General features: G+C 58.5%; 18 protein-coding genes. 5 read left to right on the top strand and 13 right to left on the bottom strand.

Annotation, left to right across the window (positions count from 1 at the left end; genetic code table 11):
- Positions 1-8: 8 nt before the first annotated feature.
- The 6 genes from nqrE to JF535_RS12890 form a co-directional block, all read right to left on the bottom strand.
- Positions 9-617, bottom strand: a complete 609-nt coding sequence (gene nqrE / locus JF535_RS12865) for an NADH:ubiquinone reductase (Na(+)-transporting) subunit E (protein ID WP_066964100.1) — start codon at positions 615-617, stop codon at positions 9-11.
- A 3-nt stretch (positions 618-620) separates the two neighbouring features.
- Positions 621-1,289: an NADH:ubiquinone reductase (Na(+)-transporting) subunit D gene (locus tag JF535_RS12870; protein ID WP_066964097.1), complete on the bottom strand. Its 669-nt coding sequence runs from the start codon at positions 1,287-1,289 to the stop codon at positions 621-623.
- Positions 1,290-1,293: 4 nt separating this feature from the next.
- On the bottom strand, positions 1,294-2,076 hold the full coding sequence (locus JF535_RS12875; protein ID WP_207002776.1) for a Na(+)-translocating NADH-quinone reductase subunit C: 783 nt from the start codon (positions 2,074-2,076) through the stop codon (positions 1,294-1,296).
- Positions 2,069-3,280, bottom strand: coding sequence for an NADH:ubiquinone reductase (Na(+)-transporting) subunit B (locus JF535_RS12880; RefSeq protein WP_207002778.1), 1,212 nt, complete (start codon positions 3,278-3,280; stop codon positions 2,069-2,071). The genes JF535_RS12875 and JF535_RS12880 overlap by 8 nt, the downstream gene beginning before the upstream one ends.
- A 2-nt stretch (positions 3,281-3,282) precedes the next feature.
- Entirely contained in the window at positions 3,283-4,623 is a 1,341-nt protein-coding gene (locus tag JF535_RS12885; protein WP_207002780.1) for a Na(+)-translocating NADH-quinone reductase subunit A, read from the bottom strand.
- Positions 4,624-5,132: 509 nt separating this feature from the next.
- Positions 5,133-6,590: a glyceraldehyde-3-phosphate dehydrogenase gene (locus JF535_RS12890; protein ID WP_207002783.1), complete on the bottom strand. Its 1,458-nt coding sequence runs from the start codon at positions 6,588-6,590 to the stop codon at positions 5,133-5,135.
- A gap of 331 nt (positions 6,591-6,921) precedes the next feature.
- Between JF535_RS12890 and mfd the strand changes: the two genes are divergently transcribed.
- From mfd to JF535_RS12905, 3 genes are all read left to right on the top strand, one after another.
- The gene (gene mfd / locus JF535_RS12895) at positions 6,922-10,407 is read left to right on the top strand and encodes a transcription-repair coupling factor (RefSeq protein ID WP_207002785.1); all 3,486 of its coding nucleotides are present in this window, start codon (positions 6,922-6,924) and stop codon (positions 10,405-10,407) included.
- Between the two features lie 172 nt (positions 10,408-10,579).
- Positions 10,580-11,551, top strand: a complete 972-nt coding sequence (locus tag JF535_RS12900; protein ID WP_207002787.1) for a CsiV family protein — start codon at positions 10,580-10,582, stop codon at positions 11,549-11,551.
- A gap of 98 nt (positions 11,552-11,649) precedes the next feature.
- Positions 11,650-12,885 carry a DUF819 family protein gene (locus JF535_RS12905; RefSeq protein WP_242523823.1) on the top strand — a complete coding sequence of 412 codons (1,236 nt, stop codon included), beginning with the start codon at positions 11,650-11,652 and terminating at the stop codon, positions 12,883-12,885.
- Between the two features lie 252 nt (positions 12,886-13,137).
- Here the strand turns inward: JF535_RS12905 and JF535_RS12910 are convergent, their stop codons facing one another.
- The 4 genes from JF535_RS12910 to JF535_RS12925 form a co-directional block, all read right to left on the bottom strand.
- A complete protein-coding gene (locus JF535_RS12910) occupies positions 13,138-13,353 on the bottom strand; it encodes a cold-shock protein (protein WP_066964075.1) in 216 nt (71 codons plus the stop codon).
- Positions 13,354-13,643: 290 nt separating this feature from the next.
- Entirely contained in the window at positions 13,644-14,762 is a 1,119-nt protein-coding gene (locus JF535_RS12915) for a mechanosensitive ion channel domain-containing protein (protein ID WP_207002789.1), read from the bottom strand.
- Positions 14,763-14,860: 98 nt separating this feature from the next.
- The gene (gene nagZ, locus JF535_RS12920) at positions 14,861-15,874 is read right to left on the bottom strand and encodes a beta-N-acetylhexosaminidase (RefSeq protein ID WP_207002791.1); all 1,014 of its coding nucleotides are present in this window, start codon (positions 15,872-15,874) and stop codon (positions 14,861-14,863) included.
- 102 nt (positions 15,875-15,976) lie between these two features.
- Complete coding sequence (locus JF535_RS12925) at positions 15,977-16,633, bottom strand: TetR/AcrR family transcriptional regulator (RefSeq protein ID WP_207002794.1); 657 nt, start codon at positions 16,631-16,633, stop codon at positions 15,977-15,979.
- 270 nt (positions 16,634-16,903) lie between these two features.
- Between JF535_RS12925 and JF535_RS12930 the strand changes: the two genes are divergently transcribed.
- A complete protein-coding gene (locus tag JF535_RS12930; RefSeq protein ID WP_207002796.1) occupies positions 16,904-17,236 on the top strand; it encodes a DUF6763 family protein in 333 nt (110 codons plus the stop codon).
- A 93-nt stretch (positions 17,237-17,329) separates the two neighbouring features.
- Here the strand turns inward: JF535_RS12930 and JF535_RS12935 are convergent, their stop codons facing one another.
- Complete coding sequence (locus JF535_RS12935) at positions 17,330-17,980, bottom strand: LOG family protein (protein ID WP_207002798.1); 651 nt, start codon at positions 17,978-17,980, stop codon at positions 17,330-17,332.
- Between the two features lie 215 nt (positions 17,981-18,195).
- Here JF535_RS12935 and lexA point away from each other — a divergent pair, with 215 nt between their 5' ends.
- Complete coding sequence (gene lexA, locus JF535_RS12940; RefSeq protein WP_066964056.1) at positions 18,196-18,804, top strand: transcriptional repressor LexA; 609 nt, start codon at positions 18,196-18,198, stop codon at positions 18,802-18,804.
- 86 nt (positions 18,805-18,890) lie between these two features.
- Here the strand turns inward: lexA and JF535_RS12945 are convergent, their stop codons facing one another.
- Together JF535_RS12945 and JF535_RS12950 are read right to left on the bottom strand one after the other, a co-directional pair.
- Positions 18,891-19,145, bottom strand: coding sequence for a hypothetical protein (locus JF535_RS12945; protein WP_066964054.1), 255 nt, complete (start codon positions 19,143-19,145; stop codon positions 18,891-18,893).
- A 118-nt stretch (positions 19,146-19,263) separates the two neighbouring features.
- Complete coding sequence (locus tag JF535_RS12950) at positions 19,264-19,803, bottom strand: DUF6586 family protein (protein ID WP_207002800.1); 540 nt, start codon at positions 19,801-19,803, stop codon at positions 19,264-19,266.
- Between the last annotated feature and the right edge of the window lie 41 nt (positions 19,804-19,844).

Below are 19,844 nucleotides of genomic sequence, written 5' to 3' on the forward strand. Positions count from 1 at the left end.
CTCCCCGATTAGATATCGATACCACCGAAGGACATGAAGCCAAGCGACATCAGACCAACGGTGATAAAGGTGATACCCAGACCTTTCAGGCCATCGGGTACATCACTGTACTTAAGTTTTTCGCGGATACCGGCCAGTGCGGTAATCGCCAGTGCCCAGCCGATACCAGCACCAAAGCCGTAGGCAACACTCTCACCGAAGTTGTATTCGCGCTCGACCATGAACAGTGACGCACCCAGGATGGCGCAGTTCACGGTAATCAGAGGCAGGAATACACCCAGGGCGTTGTAGAGCGCCGGTACATACTTATCCAGGAACATTTCCAGGATCTGCACCAGAGCCGCGATTACGCCGATGTAAGACAGCAGCCCGAGGAAGCTGAGGTCAACGTCGGGATAACCCGCCCAGGCAAGCGCACCATCTTTCAGCAGGTAGGCGTAAATCAGGTTGTTGACCGGTACCGTAATGGTCAGCACCACAACAACTGCAACACCCAGACCGATCGCCGCATCTACCTTCTTGGATACCGCCAGGAAGGTACACATCCCGAGGAAGAAGGCCAGCGCCATGTTTTCAACGAAAATGGCGCGGATAATTAGAGAAATATAATGTTCCATCTATCAGGCCTCCTGCTGCGCCAGCGGCACTTTGGAATTGGACGTAATCTTGAATTCGTCCTCTTCCACCTGCGCAGGCTTCCAGGTACGGATCGCCCAGATGAACAGACCGATCAGGAAGAATGCGCTCGGCGGCAACAGCAGCATGCCGTTGGGGACATACCAGCCACCGTTATTAATGGTTTCGAGAATCGGATAACCAAACAGGGTGCCGGCACCAAAGAGTTCACGAATAACCGCGAGACCGATCAGGATCACGCTGTAACCCAGTCCGTTGCCGAGGCCGTCGAAGAAGCTCTCTTTCGGGCCATGTTTCATGGCGAAAGCTTCCGCGCGGCCCATCACGATACAGTTGGTAATAATCAGACCAACAAATACCGACAGCTGCTTGGAAATATCATAGGCAAGCGCCTTGATCACCTGGTCCACCAGAATTACCAGCGAGGCAATCACGGTCATCTGCACGATGATACGGATGCTGTTGGGGATCTGGGTACGGATCAGGGACACCAGTACGTTGGAGCAGCAGACCACTACGGTCAGTGCCACACACATTACCAGGGTCACCTTCAGGGAGCTGGTTACCGCCAGCGCGGAACAGATACCGAGGATCTGCAACGCGATGGGGTTATTGGTAAAGATCGGCTCCAGCAGAGTATCTTTCAATTTCATGATGTTACGCCTCCCCTGCTTTCAGGTTTTTCAGGAAGGGGCCGTAACCTTCGCTGCCGAGCCAGAACTCGACCAGGTTATCGACACCCTTACTGGTCAGGGTTGCGCCGGACAGGCCATCGACCTTGTGCTCGGCATTCGGAGTGTTTTGATCAACACTGCCCTTGATCACGCTCAACGCCACGTCACCATCTTCGGCATAGGCTTTTTTGCCTTCCCAGATAGCTTTCCAGTTGGGGTTGTCAACTTCGCCACCCAGTCCCGGTGTTTCCTTGTGCTCGTAAAAGCCCAGGCCGGCAACGGTATTGAGGTCGTTTTGCAGCGCGAGGAAGCCGTAAAGCTGGCCCCACAGGCCGTAACCGCGCACCGGCAGAATCACCTTCTGCAGCTCGCCGTTCTCTTCCACCAGATACACTTCTTTGATGTGCTCGCGGCGGATGATTTTGGCAACGTCCTGCTCCGGAGTCAGCTTGTCGCTGGCGGAGGGGATTTTCGCAGCGGCGCGACCGCTGCCGCCTGCCGGCGCCTCATCGGTGAACTTGCCAGTGCGCAGGTCCACATACTTGATGGTGACATTGGCAAATGCGGACTCAACCGCATCCTTACCAGCCTGGTTCGGATCGATCAGGTCGCCAGCCAGCAGCACGTTGCGCTTGAGGTCCAATGCAGCATTGGCCTGCTGCATGGGCTTCAGCATCACCGCGGCGGTGGAAACAATGACGGAACAGACGATACACAGCACCAGGGCTACGATCAGTGTTCCCTTGACGGAATCTTTATTAGCCACGTGCCAACCTCCGTTTGATATTGGACTGCACCACGAAGTGGTCAAACAGCGGCGCGAACAGGTTGGCGAACAGGATCGCCAGCATGATGCCTTCCGGGAAGGCCGGGTTCACGACACGGATCAGGACGGTCATCACACCAATCAGGATGCCGTAGTACCAGCGACCCATATTGGTCATGGCTGCGGACACCGGGTCGGTGGTCATAAAGATCAGACCGAACGCGAAGCCGCCTACAACCAGGTGCCAGTACCAGGGCACATTGAAGAAGACGTTGGTCTCGGAGCCGATAAAGTTGAACAGCGTCGAGGTAGCCATCATACCCAGCAGGGTACCGGCCACGATGCGCCAGCTGGCAATCTTCATGCCCATCAGGATGACGCCGGCGATCAGGATCACAAAGGTGGAGGTCTCACCGATGGAGCCGTGCATGTTGCCGAAGAACGCATCCCACCAGGTCAGCGGGCCCGCTGCGGCATTCACCACACCGTTTACGACACCTTCGCTCGCCAGAACGGACAGCGCGGTCGCGCCGGTGTAGCCGTCAACCGCGGTCCACACCATGTCGCCAGACATGGAAGCCGGGTAGGCAAAGTACAGGAACGCACGACCAGTCAGCGCCGGGTTGAGGAAGTTTTTGCCGGTACCACCGAACACTTCCTTACCGATCACCACACCGAAGCTGATGCCCATACCCACCAGCCACAGGGGCAGGTCCGGCGGACAGGTCAGCGCGAACAGGATCGAGGTCACGAAGAAGCCTTCGTTGACTTCGTGGCCGCGTACCGCTGCGAACAGCACTTCCCAGATACCGCCGACGATAAACGTCACCAGGTAGATTGGCAGGAAGTACATGGCACCGTACACCAGGTTGTCCCAGATGCTGCCGGCGTTATAGCTGGTCAGCGCGCCGATGATGGCGTGGCGCCAGCCGGCAAACTCGGTAACCCCAGTATTGGCAATGATGGTATTGGCCTGGTAGCCGATATTCCACATGCCGAAGAAGGCCGCCAGCATGGCACAGGCCCAAACGGTGATCATGATGCGCTTCAGATCGATACCGTCACGTACGTGAGCGGTAGTCTTGGTGCGATCGGCCGGCTGAAACAGGCCGGTATCAATCGCTTCGTACAGCGCGTAGAACTTTTCGTATTTGCCGCCCTTGTGGAAATGCGGCTCGATGGAATCGAGGAACTTGCGCAACATCCTTAACCCTCCTTCTCAATACGGGTCAGGTTATCCCGCAAAATGGGACCGTACTCGTACTTGCCTGGACACACGAAGGTGCACAGGGCCAGATCTTCCTCGTCCAGCTCCAGCGCGCCCAGCTGTTGGGCGGTCGCGGTGTCACCGACAATCAGTGCACGCAACAGTTGCGTCGGCAACACGTCGAGGGGAACCACGCGCTCATAGGCGCCGATCGGCACCATGGCACGCTCGGAGCCATTGGCACTGGTGGTGAAATCGTACAAACGATTCTTGAACAGGCGCGACAGGTAAATCGGCAATGCAGAGAAACGCTTGTTGCCCGCCCGCAGATAGTGCAGGAACGGACGCTCTTTGCCTTCCACCAGCACGCTCACCTGATTGGCGTAGCGGCCGAGATAGGCCAGCGGGCCGGTAGCAGTAAGCCCACCGAACACAGAACCGGAAATGAGACGGTTGTCGCCGTCTTTCAGTTCACCCGCAGTCAGCGCTGTCAGGTCGGCGCCCAGACGGGTGCGGATCAGACGCGGATTGTTGACCTGAGGGCCACCCAGGGCAATGACACGGTCGGTGAACAACTTGCCGGTTTCGAACAGTTTGCCCACGGCAATCACGTCCTGGTAACCGATGGTCCATACCTGACGGCCGGGCTTGACCGGGTGCAGGAAGTGGATATGGGTTCCAGTGAGACCTGCCGGGTGCGGGCCTGCAAAGGCTTCACGCTGCACGGTGGCAACGCTGGGCACCGGAATATCGGCGTCAGGCGCGGTGCAGACAAAGGTCTTGTCAGCCAGCTTGGAAAGGATCTCAACACCCTGAGCGAACGCATCGCGCTGCTCGGCGATGACCACAACCGGGTCAGCGGCCAGCGGATTGGTATCCATGGCATTGATGAAGAGCGCGGATGGCTGGGCATCGAGTGCCGGCACCTTGCTGAAAGGGCGGGTACGCAGAGCCGTCCACAGGCCGGACTCCACCAGGTTTTCACGCACCTGCTCCGCAGTCAGGCTGCCCAGCTGGTCAGCGCTGTAGCTGGCAAACTGTTCGGCCTCATCACCTTCGACTTCGATGACCACAGACTGCAGCACGCGACGGGCGCCACGGTTGATGGCAACCACGCGACCGGCGGCCGGTGCGGTGTAACGCACGCCTTCGGTTTTCTTATCGGTGAACAGCAGCTGTCCGAGTTTGACGCTATCCCCTTCCGCAACCGCCATGGTGGGCTTCATCCCGTTGTAATCGGGACCGACCACCGCAACAGTTTTGGCAGCAGGGCCATCGTGGATGACCTGCTCGGGCGCGCCGGATATGGGTAAATCCAATCCCCGACGGATCTTTCTCATACGCCTATGCCTAAGTTCTAAGTTGGTAGGTTTATAAAAATCTAGAGTTAGAAAACACTAAAAATGAAAAGCAGAAACCCATGGCGGGGACTTAGGCCGTGGTACTCCTGAGGATAGCCCCGAACTACCGGCGCTATGGCTCCCGCTCGCCTGGCGACCTCTGTGGCGCTGCAGGCAGCGGCTGCTGCACTCCGGGGAGCGTAAAGTCTCGCGTTGCGACCGCAACACGCGGCCTTCACGCAAACACACTCCCGGCGCACGGCGGCCCCGCAAAATCGCGCGCATTATAAGGATGGGGCCGTGGCTTTACCAGAGCAGATAGAGCCAAATCGACTCAGGATGAGGAAAATTTTGCTGAAAAAACAACGACTTTAGTTGGAGGCGCCGCCCGGGGAACCGGCTCGGCTGGCGGGAATGGCGTGGCGCGGAATTGATCTGCCTGACCAATCGACCGCGCCACGGGCACCGCAGAGAGGAGCCAGCGCCCTCCCCTGCGGCATCAGGACCAGTTAGTCCTTCTTCGGGAACAGCTCGTAGCGTACGCCAGCCATGTCTTCCAGGCAGCGCACCACCTGGCAGCTGTAGCCGAATTCATTGTCGTACCAGCAGTAGAGAACCGCATTGTCCTCTTCCACGATGGTGGCAATGGAGTCGAATACACAGGCGCGACGGGAGCCCACGAAGTCACTGGATACCACTTCCGGGGAATTGGTAAAGTCGATCTGCTGACGCAGCGGTGAGTGCAACGCCACCTCGCGCATGTACTCGTTCAACTCTTCCTTGGTGGTGTGCTTGCCCAGGCGCAGGTTCAGGATCGCCATGGACACGTTCGGGGTCGGTACGCGGATCGCGTTACCGGTGAGCTTGCCTTTCAGCTCCGGCAGGGCCTTGGACACCGCTTTGGCCGCGCCAGTTTCGGTCAGTACCATGTTCAGCGCAGCGGAACGGCCGCGACGCTCGCCCTTGTGGTAGTTGTCGATCAGGTTCTGGTCATTGGTGTAGGCGTGTACCGTCTCCACGTGACCGTGCTCAACGCCGTACTTGTCCATCATGGCCTTCAGCACCGGCACAATCGCGTTGGTGGTACAGGAGGCCGCCGACAGGATCTTGTCTTCCGGCTTGATCTCGCCGTTGTTGATGCCGTACACGATGTTCTTCAGGTCGCCCTTGCCCGGTGCGGTCAGCAGCACCTTGGCAGCACCCTTGCTTTCGAGGTGCTGGGACAGGCCTTCTTCATCGCGCCATACGCCGGTACTGTCGACGATCAGCGCATTGTTGATGCCGTGCTCGGTGTAATCCACTTCCTGCGGGGAGTTGGCGTAGATCACCTTCACTTCGTTGCCGTTGCAGATCAGGGAGCTGGTCTCCTCGTCTACACGGATGGTGCCGTTGAAGGCGCCGTGTACGGAGTCGCGACGCAGCAGGGAGGCGCGCTTGACCAGATCGTTGTCGGCCTTGCCCTTGCGCAGCACGATGGCGCGCAGGCGCAGTACATCACCACTACCCGCCTTCTCGATCAGCAGGCGGGCAACCAGACGACCGATACGTCCGAAACCGTAGATAACGACGTCCTGGGTTTGCGGCAGCGGCTTGCCCGCGCCCCCGGCGTCGGCGAGCTCTTCACGCACGAACTCTTCAATGGAGAGACCGCGCTGGTCGCGCATGTACTTGTTGGTCAGCGTACCCAGGTCGATATGTACGGGACCCAGATCCAGCTTGCAGATGGCCTCGAGTACCGGATAGGTTTCAAACTCAGACAGCTCGTTCTCTTCCACCTGACGCACAAAACGGTGAGCTTTCATAATGCTGAGTACGGAGCGGTTCACCAGGTTTTGGCCGTACATATAAATGCCGACGTTGCTTTCCCGGTTGAGCTTGCCAATCATCGGAATCATCGATTCCGCCAGCGCTTCACGCGCTTTCCAGTCCTTGAAGAAGTCAGCGGGCTTCGGTCGCTTCTGAGTCACAGTCGGACACCTCTGCAGAGTGATAATGGGGGTCGCGCCTTCGCCCGGCTCGGGTGATCAGAACGCCTCTGAACATCGCCTCATGGGCGAAGGCCGGCGCATTATGTGTATTCACCCGAGGCCGCGCAACCGCGTAAAAAATAGGCTAAAAACTGTAGTTAAACTACATTTCCCCGACATTGGACGCGCCGGAAAATCCGCTCTCTGCGCTGCGCCCGCAACGCCAGAATTTGCCCCGCGTGGAGCCCAAACCTGCACCGGCCACGTTTCACCGCTACAATAGCCGCCCCCGGGCCGCCAGCGGTCAGAAAGCACGGAATTATAAGGAAACATGAGTCAATTCCCCCCTTTGTCCCCCCCCGCCTTTCGCGCACCCAATGACCGCCAATTCTGGGGCCAGCTGCACGGCGCCAGTGCTGCCCTGGCCGTCCTGACAGCCGCAAGAAACAGCAGCGCACCTACCCTGCTGATCGCGCGCAACAGCCAGGAAGCACAGCAACTGGAACTGCAGCTGAAATTTTTTAACAAGGCCGGGCGAGATGGCGATGCCGAGGCCGCGCATTCCGGGTTGCCCATTTTCCAGTTTCCGGACTGGGAAATTTTGCCCTACGACACCTTCTCTCCGCACCAGGACATCATTTCCGATCGGCTCGCTACGCTCTACCGGCTGCCACAGATGCAGAGCGGGATCGTCATCGCACCGGTGAGCACCCTGCTGCACCGGCTGGCCCCCAAGGACTACGTTGCGGGCAATGCCCTGATTCTGCAGGAAGGGCAGAAGTTCGACCTTAACAAGCAGCGTCGACTGCTCGAGCAGGCCGGTTACCACTGTGTCGATACCGTTTACGAGCACGGCGAGTTTGCGGTGCGCGGATCGCTCATGGACATATTTCCCATGGGCAGCAACCTGCCCTACCGGATCGACCTGTTCGATGACGAAATCGAATCCCTGCGCACCTTTGACCCGGAAGACCAGCGCACCATCGACACGGTGGAACGCATTCACCTGTTGCCCGCACGGGAATTCCCGATGCACAAGCCAGGCCTGGCAAAATTCCTCGAGCGGTGGCACGAGCAGTTCGAGGTAGACCCGGGCCCTGTCTCCATCTACCAGGACATCAGTGCCGGCATTGCACCAGCGGGTATCGAATATTACCTGCCACTGTTCTTCGACCAGTGCGCGAGCCTGTTCGATTACCTGCCCGAGGGCAGCCAGGCGTTTATTCAGGGCGATCTGCAGCAACCGGTCGAATCGTTCTGGCGGGAAACCGATAACCGCTACCAGAGCCGCCGCGGCGACCTGACTCGGCCGATTCTGGAACCCCGCCAGGTGTTGCTGGACATCGACGAGTTCTACGCTGCATTAAAGTCGCTACCGCGCGCCTTCTTTTCTCCGGAAACACTCCCGGACGCAGCCGGTAACTACAACTTTGCCAGTGCGGTGCCGCCCAACCTGCCCGTCGACGGAAAGTCCGAGCAGCCGCTGAAAGCGCTGGAAGCCTACCTGATGGAATACAGCGGCCGCGTACTGTTCTGCGCAGAAAGCGGGGGTCGCCGCGAAGCGCTACTGGACCTGCTGAGCGGCATCCGCCTGGCTCCCAAAACCTTCGACAGCTGGCAAGGCTTCCTCGCAAGCGACGCCCAGTACGGCATTACCGTCGCCGCCATCGACAAGGGGCTGTTACTGGAAGAGCCGCCGCTGAACCTGATCGCCGAGCCGCAGCTGTTCGGCGAACGGGTACTGCAACAACGCCGCCGTAAAAAGGCCAAAGACGATGCCGACAACGCGGTAAAAAACCTGGCCGAGTTGCGTGTGGGCGCACCGGTTGTACATATCGATCACGGGGTCGGGCGCTATAAAGGCTTGCAGAGTCTCGACATCGACGGCCAGCAGGCGGAGTTCCTGACACTGGAATACGGCGATGGCGCCAAGCTCTATGTGCCGGTGGCCAGCCTGCACCTGATCAGCCGCTACTCTGGCGCGGACGAAGAGCTGGCGCCGCTGCACAAGCTCGGCAGCGAGACCTGGCAGAAGGCAAAACGCAAGGCCGCCGAAAAAGTGCGCGATGCCGCGGCCGAGCTGCTCGACATATACGCCCGCAGGGAGGCCCGCGTTGGGCACGCCTTTGGCGACCCGGGCCTCGCTTACCGCGAATTCACCGCCGGCTTCCCCTTCGAGGAGACACCGGATCAGCAGCTGGCCATCGAATCGGTGGTTGGCGACATGCTGTCGGACAAGCCGATGGACCGCCTGGTGTGCGGCGATGTCGGTTTCGGTAAAACCGAAGTTGCCATGCGCGCGGCCTTTGTCGCGGCACATGGCGGCAAACAGGTGGCCATGCTGGTGCCCACTACTCTGCTCGCCCAGCAGCATTTCCAGTCGTTGCAGGACCGCTTCGCGGACTGGCCCATCACCATCGAAGTTGTCTCCCGCTTCCGCAGCAACAAGGAAGTGGATGCGATCAAGGACCGCGTCGCAGCAGGCAAGGTAGACATTCTTGTGGGCACCCACAAATTGCTGCAGAGCGACCTGAAGTTCAAAAACCTGGGCCTGCTGATTATTGACGAGGAGCACCGCTTTGGCGTGCGCCAGAAAGAAAAGCTGAAGAGCCTGCGCGCCGAAGTGGATATTCTCAACCTCACGGCAACGCCAATTCCGCGCACGCTCAATATGGCTATGGCGGGGATTCGCGATCTGTCCGTCATTGCCACACCGCCCGCGCGCCGGCTCTCGGTAAAAACGTTTGTGCGCGAGCGCGACGAAGCCCTGATCAAGGAAGCCATCCTGCGTGAAATCCTGCGCGGCGGTCAGGTGTACTTCCTGCACAACGAAGTAAAAAGTATCGAGCGTCTTGCCCGCGAACTCGAGGCTCTGGTTCCGGAAGCCCGCATCGGCATCGGCCACGGGCAGATGCGCGAGCGCGAGCTGGAACAGGTGATGAGCGACTTTTACCACAAGCGCTTCAATGTGCTGGTGTGCACCACCATCATCGAAACCGGCATCGACATTCCCAATGCCAACACCATTCTGATCGAGCGCGCGGACAAGTTCGGCCTCGCCCAGCTGCACCAGTTGCGTGGCCGTGTGGGGCGCTCTCACCACCAGGCCTATGCCTACCTGCTCACGCCCAACAAGCGCGCCATGACGGCGGATGCGGTGAAGCGCCTGGAAGCCATCAGCGAGGCCCAGGATCTGGGTGCCGGTTTTACCCTGGCCACCCACGATCTGGAAATCCGCGGCGCGGGTGAACTCCTCGGGGAGGAACAGAGCGGCCAGATCCAGAGCGTTGGCTTCAACCTGTATATGGAAATGCTGGATCACGCGGTAAAGGCCATTCGCGAGGGACGCACCCCGAATATCGATGAGCCCCTGGAATCTCCCGCGGTCGACGTCAACCTGCGGGTGCCGGCGCTGATCCCGGAAGACTACCTGCCGGACGTGCACAGCCGCCTGATCATGTACAAGCGGATCGCCAATGCGGAGGACAAGGCGGCCCTGAAAGAGCTGCAGGTGGAGATGATCGACCGCTTCGGACTGCTGCCAGAGCCGGTGAAGCACCTGTTCCGCATTACCGAGATCAAGCTACAGGCCAACAGGATGGGCATTCGCAAGCTGGAGGCCTCGGCCACCGGTGGGCGCATCGAGTTTTCCGAAAATGCCAAGGTCGATCCACTGACCCTGGTGAAGATGGTGCAGACACGCCCCACAACCTACCGACTGCAGGGCGCCAACCAGTTGAACTTTACCCTGGACGAGAGCGGCCCGGAGCAGCGCTTGCAGCAGGTCAATGAGGTTTTGCAACAGCTGTCCCAGTAACCACAATCCCGCGGCCGGTGCGCCCCGCCAGCGGTGGCGCAGTCGACACATTCGCCAATCAATCAATGCTAAGATGGGCAAATTCGTCGCCAATCACGCGGCTCGGACAGCCCGGTACCAGACCGGGCGTCCACACCTATGTACATCGGCATAATGAATAAGCGGTATCAACATGACCCTTAACCACAAGCAGGTCACAGCTCGCCTGAAACAGCTGACCGGAACGGCCCTCCTTGCCCTGTGCGCGGCAGGCGCAGAGGCGGCGGGCTACGCGGGCACCCAGTTCGAAATTGAAATGGTGGTGTTCAGTCGCGAGAACGGTATGAGCCAGTCGCGCGAGACCTGGCCCGCGGCCCCCCAGCTTGCCTATGACAGCCACTGGGTGGACTTTGACACCCCCTCCCAGGCTGATCCGATGATCCCCGCCCTGCAGCCAGCACCCAACCAGCTGGACAACAAGGTGGCGGCATTGGCGCGCAGCGCGGGCTATGAGGTTCTGTTCCACAAGACATGGCGCCAGGTATTACAGACCGAGCGCAATGCGCCGGCCATCCTGATAAACGGCGGCCCGGTGGACGGCAACCACCACCAGCTGGAGGGCAGCGTTACCCTGAGCGTATCCCGCTATCTGCACCTGAGTACGGATCTGTGGCTGAGCGAATGGCTGCCAAACCAGATCGACATGTCCAGCTACGGTGCGGTCAACTCTGGCACCAACACCAACACCGACACCGATATCCCGGCACTCGCCGCACCAAGGGGCATTTCTGTCCCCACGCGACCACGTGCGCCCGTGACACAAGCTGCTACGACGCTCGCCGGTGACGAGCCCATGGATCTTGGCAATCTGGGGGGCGCTACGGCACAAACGAATGACTACGAATACAGCACCACCAGCGGTTACAGCACTGCAGCCGATGCCGCTGTTTTTCATGGGGAAAACACCCCGCAAGATGCCGCAACGGCCGAGCCCGCCGTAAAATTAGCCGAGCGAGTCGCGGTGCTCAATGAGGAGCGCCGCCTGCGCAGCGGCGAGCTCCATTATATTGACCACCCCAAGCTGGGCGTGTTGATTGAGGTGCGCACGATTGAGCAGATCGAGGAGCCCACAGCCCAGGAAGGCGCTATCGGCGTAACGCCCTGAGCCTGTAAAAATATATTCTCCACAGCGGCCCGCAAGGGCCGTTTTCCGTTGTAATCAGCAATACGTTCAGACACACACTAATAACAATCGGATTCAGCATGATAACGAATGACGCAATTATTCTGGGGATGCTCGCGGCCATCCTCGGCCTGGTGTTTTATACGGCAAGCAGCGAGCAACGCTTCTGGAAGCGCTTCTACCGTTTTGTACCCGCCCTGCTACTGTGTTATTTCCTGCCTTCCCTGCTCACCACCTTCCACATTATCGACGCGCATAATTCCAATCTTTACTTTGTGGCATCGCGCTATTTACTGCCTGCCAGCCTGGTGTTGCTCACACTCAGCATCGACCTGAGAGGCATAATCAATCTTGGCCCCAAAGCGTTGATCATGTTTTTAACCGGTACGGTCGGTATCGTCATTGGTGGGCCGCTCGCTCTGCTGATCATGTCGGCGATCGACCCAGGCCTGCTGAACGGTAACGGCCCTGATGCCATCTGGCGCGGTATGACCACGGTTGCCGGCAGCTGGATCGGTGGCGGTGCAAATCAGGCGGCAATGAAGGAGATCTTCGATGTCGGCGGCAACGTCTTTTCCGCGATGGTGGCGGTAGATGTCATCGTCGCCAACCTGTGGATGGCCGTGCTGCTGATTATGGCCGGTAACGCAAAGCAGCTGGATGCGCGCCGGGGCGCAGACACCTCCAGCATCAATGCTCTGCGTGAGCGCGTGGAAACCATGCAGCGCAAGCACTCGCGCAACCCCACCCTGCAGGACCTCATGCTGATTGCGGCGGTGGGCTTCGGTATTACCGCCATTGCCCATGCCTGTGCGGACTTCCTGGCCCCGTGGTTCCAGACCCACGCGCCGCACATGGCCCGCTTCAGTTTCACCAGCCCGTTTTTCTGGCTCATCGTTGTGGCCACCACCCTGGGGATTGCCATGGCGTTTACCCCGGCGAAAAAGCTGGAGGGCGCTGGCGCGGCCAAGGTCGGGTCGGTATTTATTTACTTCCTGGTAGCCACCATTGGCACCCACATGGATATTACGGCACTGAAAAACAGCCCGGAGCTGTTTGTGCTGGGCGCAATCTGGATGAGTATCCATGCCGGACTGATATTGCTGGTTTCCAAGCTGATCAAGGCGCCCACCTTCTTTATGGCTGTGGGCAGTCAGGCAAACGTGGGCGGCGCCGCTTCCGCGCCGGTGGTGGCGGCCGCTTTCCACCCCTCACTGGCACCCGTGGGGGTACTCCTTGCGGTGATGGGTTACGCCCTGGGCACCTATGCGGCCTGGTTCTGCGGGCAGCTGTTACGCATCGTTGGTGCCGGTTGATCGACACCGGCGATAGTGGAAAAAAGACACCCACAAGAAAATCGCCATAAAAAAAGCCCAGGCGGCTTCGGGATCTCCCCGAGCCGCCTGGGCTTTTTTATTGCCGATGTTACTCGACTATCGCTGTCGTGCGCTGTCGTGCGCTGTCGTGGCGCAAAGTGCGCACTTTGGCTAACGACGTAGCAAGCAATATTCCATCGATACAAACACGGCCAAACTGTCTACGGAATCGAGTGCGCGTTGAATCGCGAATTACTCGCAGGGCACTACATCTTCCGCGAGCAGGCCTTTATCCCCCTGCTGCATTTCAAATTCGACGGCCTGCCCTTCGTTGAGGGTTTTGTAGCCGTCACCGCGAATGCTGCGGTAGTGAACGAAGATATCCTCGGAACCTTCAGCGCAGGTGATAAAACCATAACCCCGGGCATTGTTAAACCACTTCACTGTACCCGTAACGCGATCACTCATTAAGCCAACCTCATTTATTGTTATTGCGCTCACCCCGGTTGCGGGCAATACGCCTACCCCAATTGCCGAAAGCCACCGGACAACGGCAGCCTGCAGTCTCGAAGCGCCTGTGCGGTCATCCGCAGAGGTCGTTACCGATTCTTAGATAAAACAGCGCCACTGTCTAGGTTTCCGCGTGAAATTAATGTTACTTCCTGCCTGCGATGCGCAATAAATCACCAGATATGCATCAAAAGGGTCACATGATTTGACAATGTATGCCGTTGCGGAAAATGTCACTTAACTGTCATTCAGGACCCAGCCGGCACTTCCCGCGCTCCGCCAATTGCCAGCTCCGGCAGATCGGCAATATGCAGGGTGGAGGTCGGGAAGGCACAGGACGCGCCGTGCTGCTCAATAATCTTCAGAATCTGCAACAGCACATCCTGCTTGATCTCGTGATAGCGCACCCACTCGGTGGTTTTGGTAAATGTGTAGATAAAGAAGTCGAGCGACGACGGCGCGAAGGAATTGAAATTCACAATCAGCGTCTGGTTGGTATCGATTTCCGGATGCTGTTCAAGCATCGCACGCACATCTTTCACAATGGGCGCCATAAGGTGTGCATCGTCGTAACGGATACCAACCGTTTCGTAGATCCGACGGTTCAGCATGCGCGAGGGGTTTTCCACCGAAATCTGGGTAAAGATCCCGTTGGGAATGTACAGCGGACGCTTGTCAAAGGTGCGGATGCGGGTCAGGCGCCAACCAATATCTTCCACCGTGCCTTCGATCTCCTTGTCAGGAGAGCGCACCCAATCTCCAACCTTAAACGGGCGGTCCAGGTAGATCATCAGCCCACCAAAAAAGTTGGCCAGCAAATCTTTTGCCGCAAAACCAATCGCCAGGCCACCAATACCGCCGAACGCCAGCACACCGCTGATGCTGTACCCGAAGTGCTGCATGATCACCATCGCCGCGGTAATGATGATGGAAGCACGCACCAGTTTGCCTACGGCGCGCACGGTTGTGGCATCCATCGGCTTTCCCATGAAGCGCGGGTCGGCAAGATTGGTTTCTACCGCCTTGGCAAACCGCAGGGCAAACCAGGTAATCAGTACAATGAAGCCGATCTCACGCACGGTACCGGCGTAATTGAAAATTTCTGCGCTCGTTGCCTTGCCGGCACGCGCCGCTGCCAGCGACAGCCCCACCAGCCACACCACAATGGATGCGGGTGGATTGATGGCCCCGCACAGCGCGTCATCCCATGGGTTGACAGTGCGTTCCGCCCTCGCCTGCAAGCGCGCCACAAACAGCGCCAGTATCCACGCCGCAAAGGCGGTGGCGAGCACAATTAGAAAAACCTCGGCAATCCAGAAACGGTCTTCCCCCACCAGGGAGCGTATAAACGCCTTAGCCTGCTCCACAAATCACTCCATACGTCGACGATGTTCAAGATTAAAAAGTCTCTGCCGATTTATCGTTGTCTGGCAGAGTCAGTAATACAGTTGTTTATTCTGCGGATTTACATCCAGGATGCCAGCCACGCGCGGGTAGCCTGCCAGCGGGATGACTGTTCGAGCGAAGCCCAGTTTTCTATAACTGGCTTACCCCGCATACGTTCGAGGCGGCGGCTGGATAGCGGGTTGGGTTCGTAACCTTCCAGTGCCGAGAGCACTTCCAGCGCACCCTCGCGGTTATTGCACACGACCCCCATATCGCAGCCCGCCTGCATCGCCGCCCGAATTCTCTCGGCATAACCACCGGCCGCGCCGGCGCCTTCCATAGTGAGGTCATCGCTGAAGATCACTCCGTCAAAGCCAAGCCGCTTGCGCAGGATCTCCTGTAACCAGAAGCGAGAAAAACCCACCGGGTTCTCGTCCACTTTCTCAAACCGGATGTGCGCTGGCATAACGGCTTCCAGCTCCCCGGCGGCAATACAGTCGGCAAATGGCTGGCCATCGGCCGCCAGTACTTCTTCCAGCGTGCGATGATCCACCGGCAGCTCTTCATGACTATCTTCGAGCACCTGCCCGTGCCCCGGGAAATGCTTGCCGGTGGTCGCCATACCCGCCTCATGCATACCCGCCATAAACGGGCGCGCTTTGGCCGCGAGCGCCAGCGGGTCGCAGGCGAAACTGCGGTCGCCAACAATACGACAGAAGTTATCATCGGCATCCAGTACCGGTGCGAAACTGAAGTCGATGCCCACCGCCAGCAGCTCGGCGGCGAGCAGCCACCCCACGTCTTTCAGCTGTTGGCGATCCGCCTGCGCGCTGAGCGCCTGCATGGACGGTAAACGGGTAAAGGAATCCCGGAAGCGCTGCACCCGCCCACCTTCCTGGTCCACGGCCAGTAGGATGCCTGGCCGCTCACTGCGGATGTCCGCCACCAGCGCTTCCAGCTGTGGACGGTCGCGGTAGTTGCGCGCGAAAAAAATCAAACCGCCAACCTGCGGGTGACGCAGCAGTTCGCGGTCTTCCGTCGTGAGTTCCGTACCCTCGACATCAATCATCACCGGACCAATCTGATCGGACATGAATTCCAGCTCCCACTCTCTGTCACTGTTGTTGCAGCGAAGTTGTTGCAGCGAAGGCGCGCAATATCGGCTCCGTTGACGTCCATAACTCGCAGTGAAGGATCAAGTATCTTTGGGCTCCGCAGCCGTCAGCATTGCCGCTGCGGCAGGCGCAAGTCGCGCCAGGGTCTCGTCAAGGCTGCTCTCGGCACCGAAGTCTTCCCGAAGGATAGCTTCGATTGCGTCGAAGCTCGACAGGGAAAAGATGGTCGCACCCAACATAAAATACAGCCGCCAGTAGAAGGTAACCGGGTCCACGTGCGGCAACGTATTGGCGAGCAGCCCGGCAAACCGACGGTAGCTGGCCCCATAGCGAGACACAATGAACCTCCGCAGGTGGCCCTGCGACTGGGTGTAGGCGAGGCCCAGCAGCCCCATAAAGCGCTTGGGGTCTCTCCCCTCCTTTGCCAGGCCAGCGAGGGCCACGCGGTAGAGGCTCTCTAGCAAATCATCTACCTGTAACTGCGCACCCGGAGAGGTTTCGAGTTGCGCCTGTCGGCGGCTGAGTTCCTTATCCAGGTTCTCCGTAAATGGGGTCAGAAACCGCTCAAATACCGCCTGTATCAGCTCTTTTTTCGAACCAAAGTGATAATTTACCGCCGCCAGATTAACGCCCGCCGTGCTGGTTATGGTCCGCAGTGAGGTCTCGGTAAATCCGCGTTCGGCAAACAGCACCTCGGCGGCGTCCAGTATACGGTTGACGGTGTCCAGCTGACTCATGTCCTGCTCACAGTTTCAAACTGATAATTAAAACGTTTGTTTAAAGCGAGAGACTAGCATAGTCGCCCCGGCACGGCAGCCCATCTGCATTGCACGGTCGACACAGAATTTGCGCCACTGGTGAAACCGCCCTCGCATCCGCGCGCGCCAAAGTTCCACCGCACGACATTTGCGACCTGCCAGTTACCAAGACCTCCCGCCCCACACTAGATTGAGTTCAGAGGCTCCACTATTGCGAGCCACAGGATATTGACCCGGGAGGGCCACATCATGGCAAGAATTGCTCCTGAAATTGGTAGCTGGTTTGAAAATTTCGACAGTGGCGACTTGTTCGAAGTGGTGGCCGTAGACCACCCATCCCGCACCATTGAAATCCAGTACCTGGACGGTTCACTGGGGGAAATCGACTTCCAGAGCTGGCCAAGATTACCGGTGATCGGCGCCGCGGAACCGGAAAACGCCAATGCCGGCTACGGTATCCTTGCGGAAGAAATGCAGGATGAGGAAGACTCGGGATTCCGCAGCCCGATTCTTTCACCGGTGCAGAGCGCCATCGACCGGCTGGAGGGTGAATCGTATCCGGGAACCGACGATATCTTCTGACGTGAGAACCGGTAACCTCACAACCGACCAGAAACCTGCCCGCCTCGCCCCAGAGAGTTTTCGGCCTTTACAGTGCTGAAAACCGGCGATGAATTACTGAGTCTCCCCGTCACACTCACGGATAAACTCGATAATGATCTGCGCCGCTTCATCGACGGTATCAACCAGTGTGAACAGGCTCAGGTCATCGGCATCAATGCAGCCCCGCGCCAGTACGGTATTGCGCATCCAGTCCACGAGTCCTGCCCAATACTGCTTACCCACCAACACAATGGGGAAGCGCCGCACCTTGCGTGTCTGCACCAGCGTGAGCGCTTCAAACAACTCATCCAGGGTGCCATAGCCCCCGGGCATGGCAATAAAGCCCATCGCGTGTTTGACGAACATAAATTTACGCACAAAGAAATAGCGAAAGTTCAGATTGATATCGAGATAGGCATTGGGCAATTGCTCGTGAGGCAATTCGATACTCAACCCGATGGATTCACCAGACTGGCAAAACGCACCGCGATTACAGGCCTCCATAATCCCCGGCCCACCACCGGTAATCACCGGCACTCCTTCGCAGGCCAGCAATTCCCCGAGGCGTTGCGCCTCCTGATATTCCGCCGCCTGTTCAGGGAACCGCGCACTGCCAAACACGGTGACAGCACCCTTGAGGGTAATCAGCCGCTCGATACCATCCACGAGTTCAGACTGAATACGCAGCACTCGCCATGCTTCGGGCATTTTTGCATCCAGCATATGCCAGCTCCTTATGAATATGCCTGGCGAAGTGCATGGGCGATGTGAGCGATACACACCGAACCCCATACACCAAACCCGCTTACAGTCTAGCAGTTCACGCAATCCACCCAGCGTTTGCGGCCCCGCCAAATCTGTATATAATCACAGCAACTGTATAAAAATACAGACCCCGGGAAATCGGGATGGAAGATCTCGAATAACAGGAACTGCCCATGACAAACCTCACTGCCCGCCAGGCCCAGGTACTTGCGTTGATCAAAACGTATCTGGACGATACCGGTTATCCCCCCACCCGCGCGGAAATTGCCCAGGAACTCGGCTTTCGCTCGCCAAACGCAGCGGAAGAACACCTCAAGGCGCTGGCGCGCAAGGGCGCCATCGAGATGGTGGCCGGTGCCTCCCGTGGTATCCGCATCCCGGACCATCACACCGGCCTGCCCATTGTCGGTCGTGTTGCTGCGGGTAACCCGGTGCTGGCAGAGGAAAATATCGAGGAGTACTGTGAAATTCCCGCCGAGTTTTTCCATCCACCAGCAGATTATCTACTGCGGGTGCACGGCATGAGCATGAAGGATGCAGGTATTCTCGACGGCGACCTGCTGGCGGTGCAGCGGACCGACAACATTCGCAATGGCCAGATCGTGGTGGCGCGCATTGAAGACGAAGTGACGGTGAAGCGATTCAAGCGCCGGGGCAACCAGGCAACGGTTCAGCTGCTGCCGGAAAACGAAGACTTCAATGTGATTGAAGTCGATATGCGCGACCGCAACTTCGCCATTGAGGGGCTGGCGGTGGGTGTGATCCGGCAAAACCCGGTGTGATACGCACGGGGCGGATTACCGCAGACATCCACGCATAAAAAAACAGGGCCTAGGCCCTGTTTTTTATGCGTCTGTATCAACCAGGATCAGTGGATTGTGTGCTCGGTCAAATCCACGTCCTCTTCTTCAAAAGGCTCTGGCTCCAGGGCATTGATCTCCTGCACCGCTTCGATACCCGCCTCCAGCATGGCGCGGGCAATGGTCACTTTGTGCTCACGCAGAAAATCGAGACTCTCGGCAGAAAAATGGATACGCACCAACGGATCATCTTTGTGACCAGCACGCCGCAGCGCCACATCACCATTGGACAACTCGATGATTTCGTAGGTCTCAGAAGACATTCATCTCTCCACTTATCTTCCCGGGAAGCACCAACCACCGGCCGGCGCGATTTGTGGCAGTGTACCACAGGGAAGGGAGATTAATCAGAGGACAGAACCGGATCCAGCCCGGACGGGTTCACCACTCCTGCCCGTGGGCCCGCTGCCGCACCACCAGCTCATTCAGCGCGCGCAGCCACTTCATCAACAGATCCCGGCTAAGGGGCTCAGGAGCCGCTCGGTCAAGCTGCTGTACGGGGATCAGGCTCTGCACACCGATGGCCCCTTCAGACTGGGCCACTTCTGCACCTGCCGGCCGCCACAGAGCCTCCCAGGCCGCCTGCATGCCCTGAAACCAGCTGTCCGGGTTTTCCGACAGGCTCACCAGCTCATTGACTTCGGCACTGAACTTGCCGCGAGCCGACACCAGTTGCGCCAGTGCCTGGGCGGTATCCGGCTCGCCCCCGGCCCGGAACCCGAGCTGGAGCTGCTGCCCCTGCTCGGCGAGAAATGCTTTGTAGGCTCGCCACAGCTGCATCAGCGCCGCTTCCTGCAATGCAGTTTCCCGCAGCGCCTGCTGAGTGTCTGCAACCTCAACCTCGCCCGGGGCTGGAGACTGGAGGATCAGCTGTGCTTTGCGCAATGCCGACGCAACGCTACCGGTATAGGGATTACTCAACCTGCATACTCCCTATTTCTCCCTGTTTCTTACAACGACCT

Source organism: Microbulbifer salipaludis, assembly GCF_017303155.1.
GTDB lineage: Bacteria > Pseudomonadota > Gammaproteobacteria > Pseudomonadales > Cellvibrionaceae > Microbulbifer > Microbulbifer salipaludis.